The sequence below is a fragment of the Methylobacterium sp. W2 genome (assembly GCF_020662345.1).
In the GTDB taxonomy this organism is placed as follows: Bacteria; Pseudomonadota; Alphaproteobacteria; order Rhizobiales; family Beijerinckiaceae; genus Methylobacterium.
Genome location: NZ_VMOA01000063.1, coordinates 1 through 18,602, shown reverse-complemented (window position 1 = coordinate 18,602; position 18,602 = coordinate 1). Strand labels below are relative to the sequence as shown.

Annotated in this window: 10 protein-coding genes; 4 read left to right on the top strand and 6 right to left on the bottom strand. The window is 69.0% G+C overall.

Translation table 11 applies throughout. The features are described 5' to 3' along the window. The first annotated feature begins 20 nt into the window (after positions 1-20). Positions 21-1,247 (top strand): exonuclease SbcCD subunit D, encoded by a 1,227-nt coding sequence (locus FPV16_RS24080; RefSeq protein WP_227441061.1) that lies wholly within the window; start codon positions 21-23, stop codon positions 1,245-1,247. 273 nt (positions 1,248-1,520) lie between these two features. Beyond that, on the top strand, positions 1,521-2,501 hold the full coding sequence (locus FPV16_RS24075; protein ID WP_227441060.1) for a catalase family peroxidase: 981 nt from the start codon (positions 1,521-1,523) through the stop codon (positions 2,499-2,501). Between the two features lie 71 nt (positions 2,502-2,572). On the opposite strand, the gene FPV16_RS24070 is transcribed toward FPV16_RS24075, so the two are convergent. From FPV16_RS24070 to FPV16_RS24060, 3 genes are all read right to left on the bottom strand, one after another. Then, complete coding sequence (locus tag FPV16_RS24070; RefSeq protein WP_227441059.1) at positions 2,573-3,943, bottom strand: calcium-binding protein; 1,371 nt, start codon at positions 3,941-3,943, stop codon at positions 2,573-2,575. 218 nt (positions 3,944-4,161) lie between these two features. Next, the gene (locus FPV16_RS24065) at positions 4,162-7,698 is read right to left on the bottom strand and encodes a PAS domain S-box protein (RefSeq protein ID WP_227441058.1); all 3,537 of its coding nucleotides are present in this window, start codon (positions 7,696-7,698) and stop codon (positions 4,162-4,164) included. A 552-nt stretch (positions 7,699-8,250) separates the two neighbouring features. Next, positions 8,251-9,192, bottom strand: coding sequence for a LysR family transcriptional regulator (locus FPV16_RS24060; protein WP_227441057.1), 942 nt, complete (start codon positions 9,190-9,192; stop codon positions 8,251-8,253). A gap of 94 nt (positions 9,193-9,286) precedes the next feature. Between FPV16_RS24060 and FPV16_RS24055 the strand changes: the two genes are divergently transcribed. Both FPV16_RS24055 and FPV16_RS24050 read left to right on the top strand, forming a co-directional pair. Beyond that, the gene (locus FPV16_RS24055; protein ID WP_227441056.1) at positions 9,287-10,039 is read left to right on the top strand and encodes an SDR family NAD(P)-dependent oxidoreductase; all 753 of its coding nucleotides are present in this window, start codon (positions 9,287-9,289) and stop codon (positions 10,037-10,039) included. 813 nt (positions 10,040-10,852) lie between these two features. After that, positions 10,853-14,602 carry an AAA family ATPase gene (locus FPV16_RS24050; protein WP_227441055.1) on the top strand — a complete coding sequence of 1,250 codons (3,750 nt, stop codon included), beginning with the start codon at positions 10,853-10,855 and terminating at the stop codon, positions 14,600-14,602. Positions 14,603-14,937: 335 nt separating this feature from the next. On the opposite strand, the gene FPV16_RS24045 is transcribed toward FPV16_RS24050, so the two are convergent. The 3 genes from FPV16_RS24045 to FPV16_RS24035 all read right to left on the bottom strand — a co-directional run bounded on the left by FPV16_RS24045 (position 14,938) and on the right by FPV16_RS24035 (position 18,510). Further along, positions 14,938-16,752 (bottom strand): M10 family metallopeptidase, encoded by a 1,815-nt coding sequence (locus FPV16_RS24045; protein ID WP_227441054.1) that lies wholly within the window; start codon positions 16,750-16,752, stop codon positions 14,938-14,940. A gap of 506 nt (positions 16,753-17,258) precedes the next feature. Then, complete coding sequence (locus FPV16_RS24040) at positions 17,259-17,708, bottom strand: cupredoxin domain-containing protein (RefSeq protein WP_227441053.1); 450 nt, start codon at positions 17,706-17,708, stop codon at positions 17,259-17,261. Positions 17,709-17,844: 136 nt separating this feature from the next. Beyond that, the gene (locus FPV16_RS24035; RefSeq protein WP_227441052.1) at positions 17,845-18,510 is read right to left on the bottom strand and encodes an HAD family hydrolase; all 666 of its coding nucleotides are present in this window, start codon (positions 18,508-18,510) and stop codon (positions 17,845-17,847) included. Positions 18,511-18,602: the final 92 nt, after the last annotated feature.

The following is an 18,602-nucleotide window of genomic DNA, read 5'->3' as shown; positions in this document are numbered from 1 at the left end:
GGCGAGGTGGGAGCGATGACGTGATCCGCGTGCTGCATACCGGCGACTGGCATATCGGGCAGTCCCTGCGCGGCTATTCCCGCGCCCACGAGCATGCGCGGGCGCTGGCCCATCTCGAAGCCATCGTCGTCGGCCACGAGGTCGACGCCCTCGTGGTGGCCGGCGACGTCTACGACAGCCAGAACCCGTCGGGGGAGGCGCAGGCGCTGCTCTACGACGTGCTGGTGCGCCTGCACCGGGCGCGCCCCGCCATGACCATCGTCCTCACCGCCGGCAACCACGACGCGGCCGGGCGCCTCGAAGCGCCGAGCCCGATCCTCGAGGCGATCGGGGTCCGGGTGATCGGCAATGTCCGCCGCCGCGACGGCGCCCTGTCCATCGAGCGTCATCTCGTGCCGGTCCTGAAGAACGGCGAGGTGGCGGCGCAGATCCTGGCGGTGTCCTATCCCACCGCCGCCTGCCTGCCGCCCATGCGCCGGGAGGAGGGATCGCCCATCGTGCGGGCCGTGCGCGCCCTCTACGCCCAGGTGATGGAGGCGGCGGCGCCGCATCTCTCCGGCCTGCCGCTCCTCCTCACCGGTCACCTGCATGTCGCCGGCGGGACCGAATCGGAGGGGGCCGAGCGCCGCATCCTGGTCGGCGGCGAGCATGCCGTGCCGCCGGACGTGTTTCCGGGCGAGGCCGATTACGTGGCGCTGGGCCATCTCCACAAGGCCCAGACCATCGGCGGCGGGATGGTGCGCTATTCCGGCTCGCTGATCCCGCTCTCGGCCACCGAGCAGCCCTACATCCACGGGGTCAGCCTCGTGACCCTCGGCGACGGACCGGCGCGGGTAGAGCACATCCCGATCCCGCGCCCGGTCCCGTTCCTGCGCCTGCCGCCGCGCGGCGACATGCGGCTCTCCGACCTCGCCGACCATCTCAAGGCCCTCGACCTCGACCCGGCCCTGCCCCTGGAGGAGCGGCCCTATATCCAGGTCCGCCTCGCCCGCGAGGGGCTGGGGCCGGGCCACCGGGCCGAGGTCGACCGGATCGCGGACGGCTTTCCCGTGCGCATCGTCGACACCCGCGTGGCGCCCGCCGCCGATCCGGTGGCGGAGACCGCCGAGGCGGCGCCCCTGGTGCGCCTCTCCGAGCGCGACCCGGAAGACCTGTTCCGCCTCGCCTTCGCCCGCGTGCGGGGCGCGCCGCCGGAGCCGGCGCATCTGGAGGTGTTCCACCGGGTCCGGGCCGAGGCCGAAGCCTGAAGTCGTCAGCGGTTTGATCGGATTGATCGGCGAATGCCGATGGCAAGGTCGATCATCCAAGCCGACCCCCTCATCCTTCGAGGCCGCTCCGGGGCGCCTCAGGATGAGGTAAAGCCTTGGACAAACACCTCAAACAGGCTCTCGGGGGTTCGGTCCCGCCGCGCCGGTCCTTGTCACGCCGCCGTTACCCTGTAGATATTACAATTCGATTGTGCGCCATCGAGATTCGCCGGACCCTACCGATGCGAGCCGGGCGCCCGGGGGAACAGCGCCATGAAAGTCTCGATCGTCGCCACCGGCTGCGCCATGGCGCTCGCCTTCGCCGCTCCGGTCCGGGCCGAGGAAGCGGATGCCGCCGCCATCGTCGGCGCGCTCATGACGGCCGGCGGCAACAAGCCCGGCGTGCGGGCCAGCGGCGCCAAGGGCGTCTGCGTCACCGGGCAGTTCACCCCCTCCCCCGAGGCGGCGGGCCTGTCGAAGGCGCTGCATTTCGCCAAGCCCGTGCCGGTGACCGCGCGCTTCTCCATGGGCGGCAGCAACCCGGGCATCTCGGACAAGGCCAAGCCCGTGACGCGGGGCTTCGCCATGCGCCTGCGCGACCCGGCCGGCGACCTCGTCCTCGTCATCATCTCGGCCCCGGTCTTCTCGACCCGCACGCCCCAGCAGCTCCTCGATTTCGCCACCGTCCGCGCGCCGGGCCCGGACGGCAAGCCCGATGCCGAGAAGGTCAAGGCCTTCGCCGCCGCCAACCCGGAGACCACGAAACAGGCGGCCTGGCTCAACGCGCGCCCGGTCCCGGCGAGCTTTGCCGGCGTCGATTACTGGGGCGTCCACGCCTATACGCTGACCAACGCCAAGGACGAGGCCAAGGTGGTCAAGCTGAAGACCGTGGCGGCGGCGGGCCAGCTCGGCCTCACCGACGAGGAGCTGAAGGCCAAGCCCGACAGCTTCTATGCCGACGAGCTGAAGGAGCGTCTCGCCAAGGGGCCGGCCAGCTTCTCCCTGGTGGCGATCCACGGCGAGGCCGGCGACCCCACCGCCGACCCGACCGCTCTGTGGCCCGAGGACAGCCGCAAGACCACCCGTCTCGGCACCCTCGCCATCACGGCCCTCGAGCCCGCCGCCACCTGCGACGCCGCCACCTTCGATCCGGTGGTGGACCTCCCCGCCGGCATCGCCGGCCCGGCCGACGACCCGATGTTCGCGATCCGCTCGCCGGCCTACGCCGTGTCGCTGTCGCGCCGCGCGCAGTAGAGAGACGCTCGACCCGCCTGCCCGGTCGCGAGGGGATCACGCGACCGGGCAGGCGGAGGACGGCGCAGACCTCAGAAGATGAAGCTGCCTTCCGTCAGGGAGGTCAGCGCAACGTCGAGCAGGATGATTTTGTCGGCAGGTCCGGAATCGCCGCCGAAGGTGACGATCGTGTTGGCCTCGCCGCGGAACGACGTGACATTCACGTCATCCAAGCGGTCGGCGAACGCGCTGAGATCGATCTTGTCCTTGGCCACGTCGAACTTGCGGATGACGTCGCGGCCATCGCCCGAGGCGTAGACGAAGGTGTCGGCCCCCGCGCCGCCGAAGAGGGCGTCGCCACCCGCTCCGCCGGTGAGGATGTCGTCGCCCTTTCCGGCCTGGATGCGGTCGGCGCCGTCCGTGCCGGTGATCGTGGAGCCGCCGCCGCTCAGACTCTGCGAATAGATCTTCGTGCCGACTTCGACCCCCGTCATGGTGAGGGACGCGCCGTCGCGGACATAGACCTTCTCAATGCTGGCGAACGTGATGTCGGTGAGCGCGACGGTGCTGTCCTTCGCGATGAAGAGCAGGTCCGTCCCCTCGTCGCCCTGCACCTTCACGGGCGAGCCGCCGATGACGAGGCGATCGTCGCCGCCCCGGCCGTACAATTCGTCCTTGCCGCCATTGCCGTTCAGCGTATTGGCGTCGCCGGTTCCGGCAAGGACATCATCGGTCGTGCTGCCGAGGATGTTTTCGAAACCCGATTGGTCATCCCCTTCCGCGTCACCGCCAACGCCGGCTCGTACCTCGAGATCGATGGTCACGCCTGTTTCGGAATGCGCATAGCTCAACGTATCGATGCCGTCGCCGCCGGTCAGATAATCGGCGTCATCGCCGCCTTCGATGACGTTGTTCTCCGCGTCGCCGTCGATGACGTCGCTGTATTGCGAGCCGCGAATGTTGGCGATATTGGAAAACGTATCGAAGACGATTTGATTCGTGCCGTCGCCGGCCGTACCGCCCGTCATGTCGATGCCCACCCCGTACGTACCACCGAAGCTCGGCGCATCGAAATGCTCGTAGCTCAGGGTGTTCGTGCCGGCACCGCCATCGAAGACGTTGGTGCCGCGACCGCCTTCCAGCACATCGTTGCCGCCGCCGCCGTTCAGGACGTCGTCGCCGTCGCCCGTGCGAAACACATCCCCGAAATCACCGCCGGTGACCCGCGTGACGTCATCGAAGTCGCTGAAATCGCCGTAGAGGCCGGCCATCTGGGTCGTCAGTTGGAAAACCTGGGACTCATATTCGATCCCCGGCCCATCTAGGAAGTATACAAGAAAATTTCCAAACTCTTCATAGCCATCAATCAAGGTTCCAGGGCCGAAATCGAGCGTTCTGGCTTCCGTATTGGCGGATTGTTGATACCCAACCATAGACTTATCAGGATCGTAGTTGCCGTTCAATGTGTAACGAAATTCAGCCATCTCAGACTCCACCGGACATATGCATTATAAATCTGTCCTATTCTGATATAGTCTGCATCATTTAAAATACAGTTATGGCTTTGTCTGACGCGAACTGAATAAAAGGATCCCCGGTCAAAACCCGGCCTCCCTCGGGCGGGTGAAGCGCGCTCCCCCTCTCGTGCCGGGGCGCACCGAAAGGGGGGCTCCGACCGGAATCAGCCCTGGCCGGAAGCGATCATGTCCTTGATCCGGCTGGCCAGCACCTCCATCACGAAGGGCTTGGTCAGCACCTGCATGCCGGGTTCGAGATGGCCGTTGCCGACCACGGCGTTCTCGGCATAGCCGGTGATGAACAGGATCTTGAGGTCGGGCCGGGCCACCCGCGCCGCGTCGGCCATCTGGCGGCCGTTCATGCCGCCGGGCAGGCCGACATCGGTGACCAGGAGGTCGATGCGCACATCGGATTGCAGCACCTTGAGGCCGGACGCGCCGTCCGCCGCCTCGATGGCGGTGTAGCCGAGCTCTTCGAGCACTTCGGTGACGAGCATGCGCACGGTGGGCTCGTCGTCGACGATGAGCACGGTCTCGCCCCGCTGCGCGCGCGGGGCCGGGGCGAACGCGCCGGTCTCGTCCACCTCGGAGGCCTCGCCGTAATGGCGCGGCAGGTAGAGGCACATGGTGGTGCCCTCGCCGAGCTCGGAATAGATCCGCACCTCGCCGCCCGATTGCCGCACGAAGCCGTAGATCATCGACAGGCCGAGGCCGGTGCCCTCGCCGAGGGGCTTCGTCGTGAAGAACGGGTCGAAGGCGCGGGCGATCACCTCCGGCGTCATGCCGGTGCCGTTGTCGCTGACGCAGAGGGAGAGGTACTGGCCGGGTTCGAGGTTGCGCGCGCGGGCGGCATGCCCGTCGAGCCACTTGTTGGCGGTCTCGATCGTGAGGCGGCCGCCATCCGGCATGGCGTCGCGGGCGTTGATGCAGAGGTTCAGCAACGCGTTCTCGAGCTGGTTCGGGTCGACCAAAGCCGGCCACAGACCGGCGGAGCCGACCACCTCAATCGTCACCGCCGGCCCGACCGTGCGGCGGATCAGATCCTCCATCCCCGAGACCAGGGCGTTCACGTTCGTCGGTTTCGGGTCCAGGGTCTGGCGCCGGGAGAAGGCGAGCAGCCGGTGGGTCAGGGCCGCCGCCCGGCGCGAGGCCCCCTGCGCCGCGTTGATGTAGCGGTCGAGCTCGGTCAGGCGCCCCTGCGCCATCCGGGTCTGCAGCAATTCGAGGCTGCCCGAGATGCCCGTGAGCAGGTTGTTGAAATCGTGGGCGATGCCGCCGGTGAGCTGGCCCACCGCCTCCATCTTCTGCGACTGGCGCAGGGCGTCCTGGGCCTGGGCGAGGGCCGCCTCGCGGGCCTTCTCGTCGGTGATGTCGCGGGCCACCGCGTAGAACACCTCGCCGACCGGGGCGCTGACCCAGTCGAACCAGCGATACGCGCCGTCCGCCGTGCGGACCTGGTTCTGGTGCCGCATGGTGCGGCCCTGGCGCATCGCCTCGACGACGCCGGCGCTGAGATCGAGGAAATCGGGGTGGATGATCTGCCAGAACGGCGTCGCCAGCAGGGTCGCCTCGTCATAGCCGAGCACTTCGCTCCAGGCCGGGTTCACGCTCAGGAAGCGGCCGTCCAGGGTGCCCGACATCAGGAGGTCGGGGATCAGCGTCCAGATCCGGACGCGCTCCTGGGTGCGCTCGGCGATCTGGCGCTCGAGCTCGGCCCGCGAGCGGGCCAGCACGTCGCGGGCTTCCACGATCTCCTGGATCTCGGTGCAGGTGCCGAACCAGCGCACGATCCGCCCGTCCGCGTCGCGCACCGGCTGCGCCCGCCCCAGCACCCAGCGGTACTGTCCGGAGCGGTGCCGCAGGCGATACTCGATATGGTAGGGCTCGCCGGTGGCGAGGCTGTGGTGCCAGACGCTCCAGGCCCTGTCCTGGTCGTCGGGATGGAAGATGCCGTTCCAGCCCGCCCCGTCGGTGGTGCCCGCCGGCACCCCGGTATAGTCGTACCAGCGCTGGTTGAAGTAATCGTGGTGCCCGTCCGGCAGGGTCGACCACACCATCTGGTCGATGGAATCGGCGATCGCCTGGAAGCGCCCCTCGCTCTGGCGCAGGCGCTCCTCCGCCTCCCGGCGCTCGTCGATGTCGATGACCGAACCGACATAGCCCAGGAACTCGCCATCGGTGCCGAAGCGCGGGGTCGCCGCGTCGATGGCCCAACGATAGCTGCCGTCGGCCCGGCGCAGGCGGTACTCGACCCGGAACGGCTCCTGCGCGGCATTGGCGGACAGGAACGTGTCCGCCGCCAGCCCCTCGTCGTCGGGATGGGTCGCCTTGGTCCAGCCGAGGCCGAGGGCCTCCGCCTCGGTCTGCCCGGTGAACTCGTACCAGCGCCGGTTGAGGTAGATGCAGGACCCGTCGGGGATCGTCACCCACATCATCACCGGGGCGTGGTCGGCCATGTTGCGGAAACGCGCCTCGCTCTCCGTCAGCGCCTCGGCCTGCGCCTTGCGCTGGGTCTCGTCCCGCGCGATCCGGAGGAAGCCGGGCGAACGGCCCTGCAGGTCCGGCGGCAGGCGGTGGAGGGAGCCGGCGAGGAACACCGGCGTCCCGTCCGCGCGCCGGTGCCAGCGCTCCGAATCGGCGCGGCCATGGTTCACCGCCTCGGCGAGTTCCGCCGCATCGATGCCGGCCGCCCGGTCCTCGGCCGTGAAGATCATCGCTCCGTCACGGCCCAGGGCGTCGGCGGCCGTCCAGCCCAGCACCTCGGCGGCGCCCGCCGACCAGCTCGTGATGATCCCCTGCGGGTTCATGAGGAGGACGGCGTGGTCGCGGGCGCCCTCCATCACGAGGCGCAGGCGCTCCTCGCGCTCGCGCAGGGCCTCCTCCGCCGCCCGGCGCCCGCTGACGTCCCGGTAGAACACCGAGAGGCCGCTGCCCGAGGGATAGACCCTGACCTCGATCCAGATGTCCCGCTGCGTCGAGCTGTGGCGGTAGGTGAGTTCGGCCGAGGCCCGTTCCGCCATGGCGCGGCGGTAGAGCGGCCAGGTCGGCATCTGCTCGGCATCCGGCCACGCCTCGAGGAGATGGCGGCCGAGGATCGCCTCGGGCGGGCGCCCGTCGAGGCGCAGGCCCTCCGCGTTGATGCGGCGGACCCGGAAGTCGCGGTCCAGCAGCAGGAAGCCCTCGCCCATCCCGTCGAGGACGCCGCGGACCTCGGCCTCGCTCTGGCGCAGCCGGCTCTCGGCGCTGACCCGGCCGGTGGTCTCGGTGCAGGCGCAGAAGAAGCCGGCGACGGTGCCGTCCTCCTCCCGCACCGGCGTGTAGGAGAAGGCGAAATGCGTCTCCTCGGGAAAGCCGTTGCGCTCCATGACGAAGGCGACGTCGTCCATCTGGATGGAGAGGCCCGCATAGGCATCGGCGACGATGGGGGCGAGATCGCTCCAGATGTCGGACCAGACCTCGGCGATGGGCCGCCCCATGGCGGCCGGATGCCTGGCGCCCATGAGCCGGGCATAGGCATCGTTGTAGAGGACGATCCGCCCCGGCCCCCAGGTGACGAACATGGGCTGGCGCGCGGCGACCATCATCCCCGTCAGCGTGCGGAGGGACGCGGGCCAGGATGCGAAGGGTCCGAGGGGCGTCGCGGACCAATCGATGGCCTCGATCAGTGCGCCGCACTCGCCCCCATCAACGAGGACACTCACTGCCACTCCCTCTCCGTCGCGAGGGTCAATCCGGGACGGCGCGACGCGGGGTCGGAGCGCGCGCCCGCACAGGATCGACGACCCTGCCAACGGCCAAGGTCGACCCGCCGTTCCCCGCAAGAGCCCGCGCCGAGGGGGCCTCCACCGGGGGGAAGGTCTCGCATCGTCATCGCGGCCCGATGACACGGGCCGGTGGCCGGTGTCAAAGTCGCGGCGCTGCCCGGTTGGTATCTCCGTTTGAAATGTCGTCCTGACAGATCGCCCCCACGCTTCTGTTCCAATTCCGAGTGGGGGAAATCCGGCGCTTGCTCCCCATCCCTAAACGTTCGAGACGGGTGCAGGCTGCGTAAAAACGTCGGAACTTCGCCACGCCGGAGCGCAATCTTCCATGGAAGACTGGGAAACATCAGCTCGGATGGCCGCGACAGCGACTTTCGAGAGTTTCAGGAGGAAATCCCTCTACTTGCATAGCCCGAGACGCGTTTTCACACAGCCTCGGTGGCAACCAGACGTTGGCCGCTCGGCGGAAAGCGGACGTTCCGCCTCCGACCCTCAGCGGTCATTCGGCTGATCGTTAACGAGTGGCGGCTCACGAACGCGGAGCGGACCTTGGCTTTTAAGCTCGTCGATCAGGACCCTTAGCCCTCCAGATACGTGCCGCCGGCTCGGGTAGTAGAGGAACAGGTCGTCCTTAATTGGGCACCAGGCTTCCAGGCAGCGGTACAACGTGCCGGCTTCGAGATGCAGGCGTGCGCGGTCCTCCCAGACGTAGGCCAGCCCGCACCCCTGCAAGGCCGCCTCGATCATTAGATCCTGGTCATCGAGTGTCACCGGGCCATCAACCACGACGGTCAGGACCTCTCCGTTGCGCTCAAACCGCCAGTCGAACATCGCGCCGCTCGGATAGCGGTAGCGGATGCCAACGTGTTGCCCGAGGTCACGGGGATGCTGCGGCGGGGGTCGTGAGCGGAAGTAGTCCGGCGACCCAACCACGATCAGGCGCTGCACCGGCTTGATTCGGACGGCCACCATGTCCCGGGACAACACCTCACCGAAGCGGATGCCAGCGTCGAACCCTTCCTCGACGATGTCGATGAGCCGGTCGGTCGCCATGATGTCGAGCCTGAGCCCAGGGCTCTCTTCGACCAGCCGGCCCAGAACGTCCCGGAACACGAAGGGCGCTATCGAGGTCGGCACGTTGATCCGAACCGTCCCAAACGGTGTCGCACGGAAAGCGTTCAGGCCGTCCTGCGCCTTCGTGATCTGCTCGAAGGCCGGGGTGAGGTCGGCGAGGTAGCGCTCGCCTGCATCGGTCAGAGTCACGCTGCGTGTCGTCCGCTGGATCAGACGGACGCCAATGCGCTCCTCCAGGTTGCGGATCGCGTGACTGATGGCCGATGCCGCCACGCCCCGCTCCGTCGCGGCCTTTCGGAAGCTGCGATGCCGAGCCACCGCAAGGAACGTCGACAACTCACCCAGTTCGCTCCCGCGCATTGTTCTGTTTCGCTCACCATCGCACGCAGAAACTAGCACGTTATCGGAACAGCGCTTCGTCCCTACCTTCGTTCCAAACGAACGGAGAATTGACATGGACCTTCAACTGAACGGCAAGACCGCACTGGTGACGGGGGCGAGCCAGGGGCTCGGGCGCGCCATCGTCAAGGCGCTCGCTGCGGAGGGCGTCAGGGTGTTCGCCACCGCCCGCAATCCCGAACTCCTCGCCAGCCTCGCGACCGAGATCGGTCGGGACGGCGGGGTCGTCCCGACCGTATTCGAACAGGACTTCATGGCCGAGGACGGCCCGAAGCGGATCGCCGAAGCTGCGCTGTCAGCCCTCGGTCCCCTCGACATCCTCGTGAACAACGCAGGCGGCAGCCGGCCGATGGCCATCGATGCACCGGAGGAGCAGTGGATCGAGGGCATGACCCTCAATTTCGACCGGCATCGTCAACTTACCCAGGCCCTGCTGCCGAACTTCCTCGCTCGGAAAGCCGGGTCCATCGTCAGCATCTCCGGCAACCTAGAGCCCGAGGTGGTCAACGCGGCGATGGTCGCTAAGGCCGGGCTGGTAGTGTGGTCCAAGGGCTTGTCGGAGCAGCTTGGCCAGCACGGCATCACCGTCAACTGCATCCAGCCGGGCTTGATCGATACCGCTCAGATCCGCCGTCTCTACCCTGGCGACGAGCGCCGCAAGTTCGCGGAGCGTGAGATTGCGATGCGCGATTTCGGTGAGCCCGAGGACGTGGGAAACGCTGTCACCTTCATCGTGTCGCCGCGCGCCCGCTACATCACCGGGATCGTGCTGACCGTCGATGGCGGGATGCGTCGCTACGCATTCTGAGCCTCGCAGCGATAGGCTAAGGTAGCGCTCGGACGGCTGCTCTGGCGGACGGTTGAAAGAGGTCTGCTTACGGCGGTGGAGCGGACCTTCGAAGCTTGCAAGCTGAACAACCGCTCCCCACCCGTCCCGGTCGTAGGTCTTCGTCCACCAGGGCTGCCGGGAAGCAGTCCTTCCCAGGGTCCGAGAGGGGTCGGCCCCTGCCTGTCCGTTCTACGGCTGGGTTGGGTGAATTGCGGACGGATAGTCAGCGATAAGGTCGTGAGATGTGGCCTCATGACAGGCGCCGAAGAGCTTCCAAGCGCGCCACGAAGCAGACGCCGCACTCTTCGATCTCTTTATCTCCTACGAAGAGACCGGTCGTTTCCTTCCAGCGTTCTCAGGGGCGCCAAATTCAAGATGAGCGACGATGGGCGCCCGCCATCCCAAGAGCTCCGAATGCGGGTTGATGCCATCCGATCTGCGGGACCGTTCACACCGATTGTGACACCCGCGCCGTCATTCCGGGGCGCCGAAGGCGAGCCCGGCCCCGGAGGGCCGCGTCAGAGGCGTGCAATCCAGATGCGCCGGGCGGTGCCCTATCAAGCCCACGGAGCGGCTCTGGATTCCGGGCTCCGCGATGCGGACCCGGAATGACGACGTGGCCTGGTCACTGTCATGCCCCATCCCATTCACCCGGGTTCGAAGCCCTGCCGCCATCCTGCCGCGTGTGGACATCGTTGCGCGGCGGCTGCATCGCCCTCGTCCGCACCTCATCCTGGGCTATGACACACGTCCCCGCATCCCCCTGATTTCTTCGAGACGAGGCCACGACCCTTGCGCATCCTGGCGATCCGCGGCGAGAACCTCGCGAGCCTCGCGGCCCCCTTCTCCGTCGATCTCGCCGGCGGCCCCATCGGCGCCACCGGCATCTTCGCCATCACCGGCGAGACGGGGGCGGGCAAGTCCACCATCCTCGACGCCCTCTGCCTCGCCCTCTACGGGCGCTATCCGCGCGTGGCGACCAGCGGGCGCGAGCGGGCGCCCGATCCCGGCGGCGATCCCATCACCATCGGCGACGAGCGGGCGATCCTGCGGCGGGGGGCGACGGAGGGCTTCGCCGAGGTCGATTTCATCGGCCGAGACGGACAGGGCTATTGCGCGCGCTGGTCGGTCTACCGGGCGCGGGGCAAGGCCAACGGCCGCCTCCAGAACAAGACCCGCTCCCTCACCCGGCTCGCGGACGGGGGTTCCGTCGGCGACAGCAAGGCCGGCCTCGTCGACGCGGCGATCTGCGACCTCACCGACCTCACCTTCGACCAGTTCCGCCGCACCGTCCTGCTGGCGCAGGGGGAGTTCGACGCCTTCCTCCTCGCCGCCGAGGGCGAGCGCGCGGAGTTGCTGGAGAAGATCACCGGCACGGCGATCTATTCCGAGATCTCGAAGCGGATCCATGCCGGGGCCGAGGCGCAGCGCGCCGCGGTGAAGGAGCTGGAGGCGCATCGCGACGCCGTCGGCCTCCTCGACGAGGCGGCGCGGGGGGATAAACACGCCGAGCGGGCGCGGCTCCAGGCCGAGGTGGCGGAGCTCTCCGGCCAACTGGCGGAACTGAACGCGGCGCTGGCCCATGCGCGCCGCATCGCCGACACACGGGGCCTGGTCTCGGCGGCCGAGAGCCGCCTCACTGTCGCGCGGCAAGCCCTCGAGACCCATCGGCCCGACAGCCTTCGCCTCTCCGAACTCGACGCCATTGAGCCCCTGCGCGAACCGGCGCGGAATGCGGCGCGGGCGGAGCGGGATCTTACCGCCGCCGAGGCGGCCCTGGTGCTGGCCCTCGCGGCGCGCGGCGAGGCCGAGGCGCGGGCCGCCGCCGCGCGGGAGGCCCATGACGACGCCGCCAGAGCGGACGAGGCCTCGGAGATCGGGTTCAAGGCGTTCGGGCCTGTCTGGAATCGGGCGGCCGAGCTCGACACCCGGATCGCCGAGGCGGCCACCGAATCCGCCCATGCCGCCGAGGCGGCGACCGCCGCCGAGGCGACGGCGCTGGACGCGCGGACGGCCCTGGAGGCGCTCGATGCCGGCCTCGCGGCGGCGGAGACCGCGCGGGCCGAGGTCGCCGCCCGGTTCGCGGCCGATACGGGCGGCGCCTTCCTCGCCGGCCGGGCGGAGGAGGCCGAACAGCTCTTTGCCAAGCGCGCGACCCTGAGCGCGGAACTGGCCGAGGCCAAGGCCCATCTCCGCACGGCCACGGACGAGGCCGCCCGCCGCGCGGCCGCGATCGCCACGGGGGACCGGGCGATCGCGCAGGCGAAGGCCGCGCGGACGGAGGCGGCCGAGCACCGGACCGGCCTCGCCGCCGCCCTGGACCAGATCGGCGAAGGCGCGGCGCGGGCGCGCCTGGGCACGATCGACCGCCTCGCCGAGCATCTGCGCGAGGCGCTGCCCCTGGCGCGCGGCCACGGGGAGGCGTCCCTCGCCGTCGAGCGGGCCTCGACGGAGGCGGAGGCCGCCCGCCGCGCCGAGGAGGCCGCGCGGCTCTCCGGGGAGGAGGCCGCCGCCCGGCAGGCCCGCGCCGTGGAGCGGCGGCAGGCCGTCGCCCCCCTGGCGGAGCTTGCCGAGGAGGCCGTCTCGCAGCAGGCGGCGCATCTGCGCAGCCTGCTCGTGGAGGACCAGCCCTGCCCGGTCTGCGGCGCCACCGATCATCCGCATGCCCGAGACCAGGACGGGCTGGGGCGGGTGGCCGAGGCCCTGAAAGCCCAGCGCGCGGAGCAGGACGCGGCCATCGCCGCCGCCCGCGAAGCCCTGGCGGAAGCCGCCTCGGCCCGCGCCGCCGCCGGGGCGAGGCTGCGCAACGCCGAACAGGTGGCGGCGGCGGCGCGCGAGACGCAGGGTCGGGCGGCGACCGCCTATGCCGATCTCCACCCGCATCTCCTCGCCACGCGGGGCGAAGCGGCGGTGGACGGACCCATCCCGGAACGGCTCGCTGCCGAGGCGGCCCCCGCGCTCCTAGCCCTCGTCGACGCCCTGAAGCGCGCCCGCGCCCCGCTGCTCACCGCTTTGGAGCGGGCCGGCACCCTGCGCGGCGAGATCGATGCCCTCACCGGGCGGATCGAGGCGGGAGCCGGTGAGATCGAGGCGGCGGAACTCGCCCGTGCCGCCGAGCGCGAGGCCCTGCGTCTCGCCGAACTCACCGCCAACGGCGAGACGGTCCGCGTTGCGGGCCATACGGAGCGGGTCGAGTCTCTGGGCCGCGAGATCGCGCCGTATCTCGCGGCCGCCGGCCTGTCGCTGGCCGATCTCGACCGGGACGGGGCCGGCACGGCCGAGCGCGTGGCCGAGATCGCCGCCGCGCACCGTGCCCTCGACCGGCATCGCGAAAAGCTCGACCGCGAGGCCCAGTCCCTCGCCTCGAGGCGGGCCGGCGCGGCCGAGGCCCTGGGCTTCACCCGTGCCGCCGCCGACGCGGCCGGACGCCAGGCGCTGGCCCGCGCCGACCGGCTCGCCGGCCTGCGGGCGGAGCGGGCGCCTCTGCTGGGCGGCGAGGAGACGGGCGCGCACCGGACCCGCATCAACGCATCGCGCAAACGCGCCCGCGACGCGCTGAAACAGGCGGAGGAGGCCCGCGCCGCCGCCCAGGCCGCCCTCGCCTCGGCGGTGACGGCGGCCGAGCACGGGGCCGCCGCCCGCGACGCGGCCCGGCGCCAGCGCGAGGAGGCCGATGCCGCTTACCTCGCCGCCTGCGCCCCACGCAGCGTCGAGGCGGTGCGGGAGGCCCTGGCCCTGCCCCCGGAGATCCGCGCCTCCTTGCGCCAAGCCGTCGATGCGCGGAGCCTGGAGGCGCGCGAGGCGGAGACCGGCCTCGCGACGCGGCGGGCCGACCTCGCCCTCCTGCTCGATGCGCCGGAGATCGACGCTCCCGCCGCGCAGGCGCAGGCGTCCGGCCTCGCCGAGACGATCACCGCCCATCAGCAGGGCCTCGGCGCCATCACGGCCGATCTCGACCGGGACGACGCGGCGCGGGTGCGGGCGGCCGGATTGGAGGCGACCATCGCCGGGGCGCGGGCCGATTACGCCGTCTGGGAGGCGGTGAACGAGGCCGTGGGCTCGGCCAGCGGCGTCAAGTTCCGGCTCTTCGCGCAAGGGGTGACGCTGGAGCACCTGGTCCGGCTCGCCAACGAGCACCTGCTGGCCTTGAGCCCGCGCTACCGGCTGGTGCGCGGCGACCCGGCGAACCTCTCCCTCCACGTGGTCGACCGCGACATGGGCGAGGAGGTGCGCGCCACCCGCAGCCTCTCGGGCGGCGAGCGCTTCCTCGTCTCCCTGGCGCTGGCCCTCGCCTTGTCGGGCCTGGAGGGCCGCGATTCCTTCGTCGACACCCTCTTCATCGACGAGGGCTTCGGCTCCCTCGACGCCGAGACCCTCGACCTCGCGGTGGACGCCCTGGAGACGCTCCAGGGCCGCGGCCGCAAGGTCGGCGTCATCACCCATGTGGCGGCGATGATCGAGCGCATCGCCGTGCAGGTCCGGGTGGAGAAACGCGGCAACGGCCGCAGCGTGGTCAGTGTCGTGGAGGCGGGGGCGGGGTGAGGCGGTCTCGAACGGGATCCGGTTGCTCGCCTCGGCTGTGCCCGGTTCGACGGCGCTCTCTACTTAGGAGGCTGCTGGATTCAGCCATCCGCTCTTACGAGTCGAGCGCGTCCCTCTCCCCCTTGTGGGGATGAGGGCAGGAAAGAAAGGGGACTGGCGTCAGTCTTCCCGGCTTGACGTCTCGGCCGCATCCGAAGGGATCAACCCCAAACCACACGAGTTCGACATGAGGCGCGACAGGCTCCCTCTCCTGAAAGGAGAGGGGACCCGCGTCAGTATTCCTGGCCAGAACTCTTCCAGACCTCAAGTCTGCCCGGCCTCAAGTCTTGGCCGCCTCAGACGAAGAAGCCCGCATCGACCTGCGAGACGCGGATATGGTCGAGCTCGACCGTTCCCCCGCCCGACAGGGTGAGCAGGGCATAGCCGTCGGACGACCGGCCGACGGAATAGCTCTGTCCGGAGAGGTCGATCCGGTCGCCGCTGGAGACGCTGAAATCGAACAGCGTGTCGTGTCCCGAATACCTCTCGAACACGGATCGGTCGGCGCCTGCGTCGAGGAAGAGGAGATCGTCGCCGCGCCCGCCGGTCAGGAGGTTGCTGCCCCTGCCGCCGATGAGAATGTCGTCGCCCCATCCGCCGCCGAGCGTGTCGTTGCCGGCGCCGCCTTCGAGCCGATCGTTGCCCACGCCGCCGAGGAGCGTGTCCGCGCCACCGTTGCCGTAGAGCCGGTCGTGTCCGGCCCCGCCGTTCAGCCCGTTGTCGCCGGCATTGCCGCGCAGGGCATTCGCCAGATCGTTGCCGGCGGCCTTCGTCGCGGCCTTGCCGAGGAGAATCAGGTGCTCGACATTCTCGCCGAGGGCGTAGGAGACGCTGCTGCGCACAGAATCGGTGCCCTGGCCGGCCCGCTCCACCACCATGTCGCGCCCGTCATCGACGAAGTAGGTGTCGTTTCCGGCAAGGCCGAACATCCTGTCCGAGGAGAGACCACCATCGATGCGGTTATCGGCCGTGTTGCCGACGATCCGGTCATGCCCCCGGCCGCCGATGGCGTTCTCGATCAGGGAGCGGAGATCGCCCTGGTACAGCAGCGCGTTGGCGACGTTGCCGAGCGCGATCGCGTCGCCGCCGCTATAGGCCTGGTGGTTGACGAGCTGGGCGGTGGAGAAGGTCGAGAACGCCCCCGGGCGCAGGTCCACGTCCAGGGCGGTCGCGTAATTGGAGAGATCGTAGGTGTCCCGGCCGTTGCCGTCCCAGAGCGTCATCGAGATCGTGTTGGAGGTCGGAGCGCCCTGGCCGATGCCGTCGATCGACAGCTCGCCGCTCTTGGCGTCCCAGCGATAGGTCGTGTTGCCGCTCTCGGTCTGGAAATTGGCGCCGTAGAGGAACTGCAGGGCCGCGATGTCGTCCTGCATGTAGGTCTGAGGCTGGTTGAACCCCTCGCCTTCGAACGACACGCCGAGATTGGTCGGGTCGGACCGGTAGGTCATCAGCGACCAATCCTGCCCGTCCTTATCCTCGGGAAGCGCCGCCGTGCCGTAGCGGGGCGGGCTGCCGACGAGGCCGAGCTCGGCATTCAGGGGCGCATAGGTATAATCCTGATGGCCATGCTTCAGGCCGAGCGCATGCCCGATCTCGTGCATGTTCGTCGCCTGCCCCCAGTTTCCGATCGCCGGGATGCTGTAGAAGGGCTGGGGGGAATAGGTTCCGAACCAGACATCGCCGGCCTGGAGATTGCTCGACGGAAAATTGGCATGGGCCGATCCTTCGTCAATCCAGGAGGTCTGGCTGAAACGCAGCGCGGCATGGGTCGTGGCGGTCTCGGTGATCTCTCGGAAATTCAGATTGGTGTACGAGGCCACGAGATCGAGGCTGTAGCGCGTGGCGTCCTGCTGCTTCGGATTGAAGGGCAGGTGGTGGACCGGATCGCCACTCTGGTTCGGTTCACTCTCGTAACCGGAGCCTTTGTAGAAGCGCCCGCTTGTCGGAAAGCTGTAGGTCAGCGTGCCGATCGTCCATTTCGCGCCGATCAGGACCGGGTCGATCTGGTCATCCCCGGCGAAATGGTATGTTCCGTCGCGACCGTGAAATTGAGGCAGCAGGGCGGTCTTGCCGTCGCTGCGGCCGGTCTGTGCTGAACCCGGTATGGCCATCGTCTCGCGCCTTCACAATCGAGCGTGATTGTCCGCGCCGCGATCGCCAAGGGGGGGGATGGTTCGTATCGACAGCGCTCGAGACGAAGCTTTTGCGGCCTGACCGGTTAAGACATGGCTTAGAGACTTGGCAGATCGCGAGCGCCCCGACGGGCCGATCCCTGGCGCGAGGCCAAACATTGGGTCTTATGCCGAGTTTGGGTGACGCCGGCCCATATGTCGGGCTGACGGCCGCCGCTAATCAGTCCCGCAGGCAGGCCTCTTAAAGCCTGCTTGGTCCGGTTTTTACAACGGCTGCTCAAGCGAAAGTAGATCATCCAAACAGACCACCTCATCCTGAGGTGCCCTTTGCTCGAGCAAAGGGCCTCGAAGGAGGGCTCCAAACACCAAAGAGATCCCTGGAAGGCTCCCTCGAAGCCGCTACGCGGCACCTCAGGATGAGGCAAAGGCTTGGACAGGCCACTCACACAGGCTTCGGGCAAGCCTGGAACGGGTCCGTCGCCCGGTCAGCCGGCGGGCGGGGTGAGGATCAGCTTGCCGACGAAGGGAGCGTCGGCATTGCGGGTGCTGGTGCAGCCATAGGCCGTCTCCCCCGGCTTCATCGTCCGCAGCCGCAACACGCCCTTGCCGTTCTGCTTCACGGTGTAGCCCTTCTCACTCATGACGTGGACGAGATCGCCATCGGCGTGCAGCACCTTCGCGTTCTCGAACTGGCCCTCGGCGGTGATGGTCACAGGGGCGTTCGCCGTGCTCACGATATGGAGCTCCACATTCGTATCGGCGGGCAACCTCAGCTCGGCCGGTGCGCAGACGGGCTTGCCGTTCTCGAGTGTCACCGTCAGTTCGACCGGCGGCATCGCATCGCTTGCCGGCGGCGCCAGAGGCTTGCTCTGAGAATAAGCAGGGCCTGCGATGAGGGCAGCCACCATGACGGCAAGGCTTTGACGAATCATCATCGTTCTCGGCTCCGATTGCTTCGCATCCCGGCGACGCGCGCTGTCGTGCGGACAAGAACGACCGCCCGTTCCTGTTCCGGGCTGCGACGAAGCGAGCCCCCCGGCACCGGTGGGGTTTCGCCCCGAGAGAGAGGCGTCAGGCGCCCATGAGGGGAGAGCGATCGAAACCGTCGAGGAGATCCTGCGGGTCGCGGTAGAGGGCGATGCAGCCGGCTCTCGAAAGCTCTGCCGCCGGAACGCCGCCGCACAGGACGCCGATCGTCGACAGCCCGGCCTTGCTCGCGGCCTCGGCATCGTAGGGCGTATCGCCGACGACCACGATCGAACTTGCCTCGAGGGGGGCGAGTTTCTTCAGGGCCGCCTCGAAGATGTCGGGATGGGGCTTGGAGCGCTCCGCATCGTCCGAGGTGGTCACCACGTCGACGAGATCGGCGATGCCCAGAATCTCCTGGTAATGCTCGACCTCGTCCTTCTTGCCCGAAGACCCCAGGGCGATCCGCTGGTCTGCGGCCCTGATCCGCTCGAACAGGGCGCGCACCCCGGGGAACGGCCGCACCCGGTCGAGGTAGTCGCGCTTGAACAGGTCGGAGCGGTAAGCCTCGATGGTCTTGCCCTCGCGCTCCACGCGGTCCGGAGGCAGGAACACCGGCATGAGTTCATCGCCGCCCTTGCCGATCTGGCGCCGGACCGTGGCGGGATCCGCCTCAACCCCGAAATGGGCGAAGGCATCGACCCAGGCCTGGGCATGCAGGTCCACGCTGTCGAGCAGCGTCCCGTCGATGTCGAAGATCACTGCGCGCATGTGAGGGCCCCCACGCCGACAACCACCGGGACGATGCGCCGTTCCGCCATGCGCATGCGGCGGATCGAGGGAGGGCGGTCAAGGGCCGGGGG

Bases quoted from the DNA above. Each gene is read 5' to 3' on its own strand.
- FPV16_RS24035 (WP_227441052.1), bottom strand. From the start codon at position 18,510: ATGCGCGCAGTGATCTTCGACATCGACGGGACGCTGCTCGACAGCGTG.
- FPV16_RS24075 (WP_227441060.1), top strand. From the start codon at position 1,521: ATGAAAGTCTCGATCGTCGCCACCGGCTGCGCCATGGCGCTCGCCTTC.
- FPV16_RS24040 (WP_227441053.1), bottom strand. From the start codon at position 17,708: ATGATGATTCGTCAAAGCCTTGCCGTCATGGTGGCTGCCCTCATCGCA.
- FPV16_RS24055 (WP_227441056.1), top strand. From the start codon at position 9,287: ATGGACCTTCAACTGAACGGCAAGACCGCACTGGTGACGGGGGCGAGC.
- FPV16_RS24045 (WP_227441054.1), bottom strand. From the start codon at position 16,752: ATGGCCATACCGGGTTCAGCACAGACCGGCCGCAGCGACGGCAAGACC.
- FPV16_RS24060 (WP_227441057.1), bottom strand. From the start codon at position 9,192: ATGCGCGGGAGCGAACTGGGTGAGTTGTCGACGTTCCTTGCGGTGGCT.